Genomic DNA, 6332 nt, shown 5'->3' on the forward strand with positions numbered 1-6332 from the left:
GTATGTATGGTCATCATTAAAATTATCGGTGGTCGCGTGCCCCCGCAACCAATAAAAACGCCTTAGCTCAAATGAGCTAGGGCGTTTTTTGTTGTCCGGAAGATAGGGAGAGGCGGAGTTCGGAAACTGTACGCTAACCTAATCTCTTTTGTATGGAATTGTTTATCCATCAAATGTAGGGCAAGGAAACTTTAGTTATGAGGTTGATTGATTATGAGGCCAACCTGTCGTATGGAGTTGACGAAATGTAGAGATAACGAAGTGCTTGGCTACTGAGCGTTTCTATTCAAATCCGGATCAATCTAAAAAAAGAGCAAAGGTGGTAAAGGTGCCCCTTGTTTGACGGTTAAGAGCAAACAACCTAGTAAGCCCATGTTAACGACATTATTGACAAAGGTCGCCCTTAAAGCTGATGGTATATAGGGCCAGTTTATCATCAGTATGGTTGAAGCTTATATCCAATAATCAAGGTAGATGAATTGAAAGGTCTGTATTTGTTGGCTGATGGCGGGATTAACAAGATGAAGTTTCGCCATGTCAATAAAATCAAAAGATGGCAATTGATCTTGGAAAAAATATACTAAACCATGTAGGGAAGAGATTATTTTAAGATAAAATCCTAATAAATCGGATAATAATCGATAATTTCAGTAGAGGCATGTTTAATGAATACCATCCATAAGCACCTATTCACCATATGCTTTTGTGCATTATTGTGTGGAGTAATTCCGCTTTCTTTTTCGTCTGCGAATGCTCAGGTTTCAAACGATCAGGCTAATTACCAGTGTGTGACAAATAGGGCATTATATGCTGCGACCGTCTGGTGGTATAAAGCATCGGATGTTATGATTGATAATTCTGAACCTTGGAATAATCGGCTTCTTATCCGACGTGATACAAAATTAGGTTTTGATAAGTGTGGTGAGGATATCAGCACAGGTAAAACCGTATGCCAAGGCAAACAAGTAGAGCCTATTAAAAAGCAAATTATTACAAATTCACGAAATAATTTTGAATCCTGTATGCAGAAAACAGGCGATATGTTTGCTGTTGTTTGGTGTGAAGGTTGTTCACAGGGCTCGAACGTTTTAAATGCTGTTGCAGGAACCGTTGCTTTAGCCGCACTCCCCGGAAATAGTGCTGTACAATTCGCAACTGGAGTTGTCAATTCGGCTCTTGACTCTCAGGGGATTGGCGTTACTTCAGGTATCAACGAGATTATCGGATATAAGCAGCCTATGGTGGTGAATAAGAGCACTCCAATACATGATTTTTCTGATATCATAGATTCCCAAAATATTATTTTTGCTGCAACTCCCAAAGACGCGACTTTAATGGGGTCATTCGCCGCCCCCAAAGTCACCAATAATTTATCGGCAGATAAAGGCAACTCTGAAAGATCGGTTAAATATACGGTACAACTTGACTGTTTCTTATCAAATGGGGGGTTAAAGCATTTAGCTAATACGGACACCAAAGATACAATCACAGTTGATTTCTATACCTCACATGGACATCAGGCATCCGTCTCCAAACAAGGGAAGGATATCCCTTGTAAAGCGGTAGGATCAGATCCTTCGTGGCATGCCGATGTTACGGGCATTTTGACGAAAATTGTCATTCGCACAAGTGGCACAGATGGGTTCATGATTGATCAGGCTAAGATTTTTGTAAACCAACAGGGCCGATTGATCAGACAACTAAAATTCATCGGTGGTGGTGGGGCTGACAACATGAAGGGCTGGTGTTTATCGAAAGATCCTACAGATGCGACGCGCTCATGGAAAAATCATACAGATAAATGTTCCGCTTCAAGAACTTTGAATCTAGAACCTCATCATCTTTGATAAATAAAGGATTGGCCCTTTTATCAAAAGAGGGTTTCTGTGTGGAGCAGTCTGCTTAGGTGAAAAATGAAAAAATCTTCTAAAGTGTTTAAGAAAACGATTAAATACAAGTGCCAAAACTTTGTGTTTGAAAGTGTTTTTCTCTTTGCGATCATTTTTTCTAACGTCGCATTCTCCTGGGAAAATCCAGGTTGGGGCAATGCAGCACTGGTCTGTGAAAATCCTAGAATTGGTGGGGATAGCCCTGATCTTGGCTTTAAGGAGCAAAAAAACACATTTGGAACAGGTTTTTATCATATTGCCCCTTTACCTGACCAACAACAAAGGGTTCTTGGTGTTAATAACGATACGGGGCAAGTCGGGTTTCTGACCGCAACAACGCTTCAATCTACTGACTGGTTGGTGACTCTTGTTGGTACTGATTTATATCAAATATCCATTTGTCATCTTGGAAAACCTCGTTGTTTAATCCTATCAGATAATCAAACTCCGATACTTGGGGCCTGTAATCATCAAGCTTATGGATCTCAGGCGTGGTGGAGTGTGGGAATATTGAACGGTCCGGGAAAAGGTGGATCGATGCTCGGCAGTGATGCTATCGGGCGTATGGATTGTTTGACAGAAGATCCGGACGAAGAGTTTTTAATCCTTTCTGCCTGTGAAACATCAGGGGAGCCAGATGTTACGTGGCAACTCACCCCGGTAAATACGAATAGTCCAAAGCAAAAAAAACGAAGTCTTGTTGGACCAGTAAATACGACCGCCTATCAGTGTGAAACGGGTGAAACAGTTCAGGCTACCTTTGATGAAACAAATGAAGAAATACAAGTTTATTATCAGAAAAATTTATTAACGCTTGTCCCTGTTATTTCGGGGAGTGGTGCAAAATTTGGCGGGACCTCAGTTCCTTGGGGATGGTGGATGAAAGGTAATGAAGGTTACATTTTTTCGTATCATTCTGATGGAACTGAAGGCCAAATAATTGAACGCTGCTTTGAAATATCAAATACTGTTGCCGCTGATATCGGATCATCTGAATCTGTCCCAGAACTGGACTCTGATCGCTCATGGGCAACACAGGGTGTTGGAGAGCACATTACACTTACAGATTGTAACGATTGTGGTGATGACATTGGTATGATGATTGTCTGTCAGGGAGCAGGAAATCCTGCTTTGGCCTCCGTTAATTGGCTTGCTACAACCGCAACCACGCCTGACACCGTTATGACGATTGAGGCCTCCGGTACAACATATGAACGCGAAGTCTATACAAGAAACAATGGAATGCTTGGTTTGGTTCCTTTGTTTAGTTTGAAGAGTGGTGATCCTGTTGTTAAGGCTTTGAAAGAATCGTCCTATGTTAAATTCACGTATGGTGATGTAACAACGCATATTGGCTTGCAAGGCAGTAAATTTGCTTTTGAGATTTTCGATGCGCATTGTCGTTGGAAAAAGACGGAAAATAATGTCCCTCTGTCCCCAGCACCAGCACCCCATTCCATTGTTCCGGATGAAGCTATTTGGCATACCAGTAAATACATAGATGAAGAGACAAGTAAGGAAAAATCGGATTTGTTTTTTGGGATTCCCGAAACAGATAATACTGCTTTAGTTGCTTCGTGTGATCGTGATGCTTCTACGGCTGAAATCAACCTGTTGCTGAATTCAGGTGCCTATAAAGATGGGTCGGTTGTAAATGTTCATTTTAAAACAGGGACATTTAATCATACATATCAAGGGCAAGTATTTTTCATTGGCGATGAATCTGCAGGTGTTAATTTCATGTTCTCAATAGTAGATCCACTATGGTCAGCACTTGAATTAGGTGCCCCCCTGCAGATATCACCGCAATCTGGCACTGGTTTTGAGTTGAAAAGTTCAAAGACAGTGGGGGGAGTTAAAAAGTGGATTCAACACTGCCGAAGAAATGAGTAATATCGTGATATTCTCGATAAAAGAATGACGGTGCATTTTTGAATTTTTGTTGGTTGCGGGGGTAAGTTTTGTGTAGACTTATCAGTCCTTATTGCCGCGAAAGAAGTATTCAGTGTTGGTGTTAAGTGCTTTGGCAAAATCCCATAATTTGGAGACGGATATACGATTAATAGCTGCTTCGTATTTTTGTACTTGCTGAGGACTTATTCCAACTTTATCAGCCAATTCCGCCTGACTGATGCCGAGTATTGTCCTGCGCATTCTTAGCTTTTTACCAACATAGTTATCTATGGGATGAGAGTTCTTTCTATGTTTCACGCAATTATTCTCAATATTGTTAGGTTTCAAAAATAGGTGCAGAAAACAAAAGGGTGCCAGCTGACACCCTTTTGTTTTTATGGAGATCTTTATCTAAACTAAAAAGCTAACCTGCCTTGCAAGTTTAGTCGTCGTCTGCTGCATCTTCGATAGATTCACCAGCTGCCTCAATGTCTTTGCCTGCGCCTTCAATGGTATTACAAGCGCTTAAGGCGCCGATGCTGAATAGCAAGGTCGTAAACACCGATAGCACCTTCAATGATTTAAGTAGTTTCATTGTTTTGAACTCCTTTGTTGGTTAACGACCATCTTGTGATCTGTTTCAAAGGATAATGCGCAGTAGATAAAGTATCGATAGCAAGAGAGCTTTATAAACATAAGGTGAGTATAAAATATTAGGCGTCACAGGTACCTTTCCCTTCAGAAAGCAGGCAGGCAATCTTTTTTGTGTTTGGAAATTGATAGCAGGTAACCATAAAGATGTGGGTGAGTGGTACGGCTAAAAAGGCACCAGGTACCCCCCAAAGGAAGCTCCAGAATGCAATACTTATCAATATAACAATAGGAGACATTGAGAGGAACTTACCTTGAAATTTTGGATCTACGACGTTTCCGATGAAAAATTGAATTGTTCCCATTCCGACTAAGATCACCCAAACTTGGGATGTATCCCCGAACTGCATTATTGCCATGAAGGTTGTTGGAATAAGGATAAGCATCGCCCCAAGAACGGGGATAAAGTTAAATATAAAGGCCAATAAGCCCCATAAAAGTGCAAAATCCAATCCCGTGATCCACGCGAAGCCAGTTGTTAGTACGGTCGAGATGGCGCCAATCCCCGTCATGACCGTCATATACTTATGAAAAGACTTGGCTGCGTCGGTTGCGGCTTTTCCCCACCGATTACCATTGGTTTTACCTAGGCAATTTTCAAGTTTGTCTTCCCAGTAGATAAGCTCGGGTAATCCAAGCATGACCAAGGCAACGACAAGAACTGTATGACCAAGTGTTGTATAGAAAGTGGTAATCAAAGGCGTAATGAGATCTTGTATTTGCTCTGGCTTAACTTCTCCTGGCGGGGGGAACCCAAAATCCCGTAAAACAGAGCGAAAATCTTGAAGTAGTGTGATAAATTGAATTTCGTATTTGGGGAAGCTTGCTGTAAATTCTGCAATTGCCATATAGCAAATACCCGCGAACATGCTCAGAATACATATTAAAGCAACATAAGAGAGTATATGGCTAATCCGTTTGGGGAATATTTTATTTAACCACGTATTAATTGGCCATGCGACGGCAGTCATGAAAAGGGCGATTGTCACGGGGAGTAAAACAGGTTTAAGCCAGTGCACGACGGCAAAGCCAAGTACCAGAGAGATAAAACCTAAATAGCGATACTGTAATGTTCTATCTGTCATGAGTTACCTGCAAAGATTATTGTTTTAACGTATTGTGAGAGAGCATTTGAGCCCAGAAATAACGGCAACCTTTTATCCAATGTGATGTTTTACATATTGATAAATACAGTCTGAAAAATGAAAGCTTATTCTTTATGGAACAGAGGGTTTCCCTTTTTTACGCCAACTGATTTTAAACCCGCAAAAATAGTAATAATAAAGAGTAGCAGGGCGAGACCCAGTGCGCCCCATAGTCCAGTTGCATGAACCAATGGCAGAGCCATGGCCGTGATGAAGCCACCGCCAACAATTGGCTCATAGAAAGGTTGTTTGAGGCTAAAACTCGACCTCGCCCCAGTTTCATCATTGGGGTCAACAACCTTCATCAGCAATAGGCCGGATGTGGTTGCACCTGTGGAGTGAGCAAAATCACCCAAGCCTCGGGTCCAGGGGGCATTTTTATAAAGTCTTGGTGCTATAAAGAAAAAGACCAGTAAGTTCCAACCGATACCTGTGCTAATCAAAAGCGTGAGCAACAACCAGTTTTCCTGAAGAGCTTTGAGGGAGAGGGTGGCAATAGCGACGACGATTAATAAATCTAGAAAGCTGTGGCTGATAGAATAGAGGTGCTGTTCGTTCAGAAGGTCTTCTTGGTCTATTTTGCTAATGAATAGCTGTAATAATATGCCGCCTATCAAGGCCATAGGGAAGAGGGGAATGTACTGAATTATGCCATTCTGTTCTGTGGTCAAAAATAAATTTTCAATGACCAGTAAAATTTCTTTGATGCCCCAACCGATGATGATGGCAACACAAAGCAGTGAGAAATGTAATA

Annotated in this window: 5 protein-coding genes and 1 pseudogene; 2 read left to right on the top strand and 4 right to left on the bottom strand. The window is 41.5% G+C overall.

The genetic code is table 11. The features are described 5' to 3' along the window. Nucleotides 1–665 precede the first annotated feature (665 nt). Both Q0241_RS12655 and Q0241_RS12660 read left to right on the top strand, forming a co-directional pair. Nucleotides 666–1847 carry a hypothetical protein gene (locus Q0241_RS12655; RefSeq protein ID WP_299377931.1) on the top strand — a complete coding sequence of 394 codons (1182 nt, stop codon included), beginning with the start codon at nucleotides 666–668 and terminating at the stop codon, nucleotides 1845–1847. Nucleotides 1848–1913: 66 nt separating this feature from the next. After that, nucleotides 1914–3782, top strand: a complete 1869-nt coding sequence (locus Q0241_RS12660) for an MliC family protein (RefSeq protein ID WP_299377933.1) — start codon at nucleotides 1914–1916, stop codon at nucleotides 3780–3782. Between the two features lie 81 nt (nucleotides 3783–3863). Here Q0241_RS12660 and Q0241_RS12665 read toward each other — a convergent pair whose 3' ends face one another. From Q0241_RS12665 to Q0241_RS12680, 4 genes and pseudogenes are all read right to left on the bottom strand, one after another. Beyond that, nucleotides 3864–4100 carry a helix-turn-helix transcriptional regulator gene (locus Q0241_RS12665; protein WP_299377935.1) on the bottom strand — a complete coding sequence of 79 codons (237 nt, stop codon included), beginning with the start codon at nucleotides 4098–4100 and terminating at the stop codon, nucleotides 3864–3866. A gap of 124 nt (nucleotides 4101–4224) precedes the next feature. Further along, the gene (locus tag Q0241_RS12670) at nucleotides 4225–4377 is read right to left on the bottom strand and encodes an entericidin A/B family lipoprotein (protein WP_299377936.1); all 153 of its coding nucleotides are present in this window, start codon (nucleotides 4375–4377) and stop codon (nucleotides 4225–4227) included. Nucleotides 4378–4495: 118 nt separating this feature from the next. Continuing rightward, on the bottom strand, nucleotides 4496–5518 hold the full coding sequence (locus Q0241_RS12675; RefSeq protein WP_299377938.1) for an AI-2E family transporter: 1023 nt from the start codon (nucleotides 5516–5518) through the stop codon (nucleotides 4496–4498). Between the two features lie 125 nt (nucleotides 5519–5643). Next, nucleotides 5644–6332: pseudogene (locus tag Q0241_RS12680) on the bottom strand (hypothetical protein); the annotation flags it as partial.

It is taken from the genome of uncultured Kiloniella sp. (assembly GCF_937128705.1).
Classification (GTDB): Bacteria; Pseudomonadota; Alphaproteobacteria; order Kiloniellales; family Kiloniellaceae; genus Kiloniella.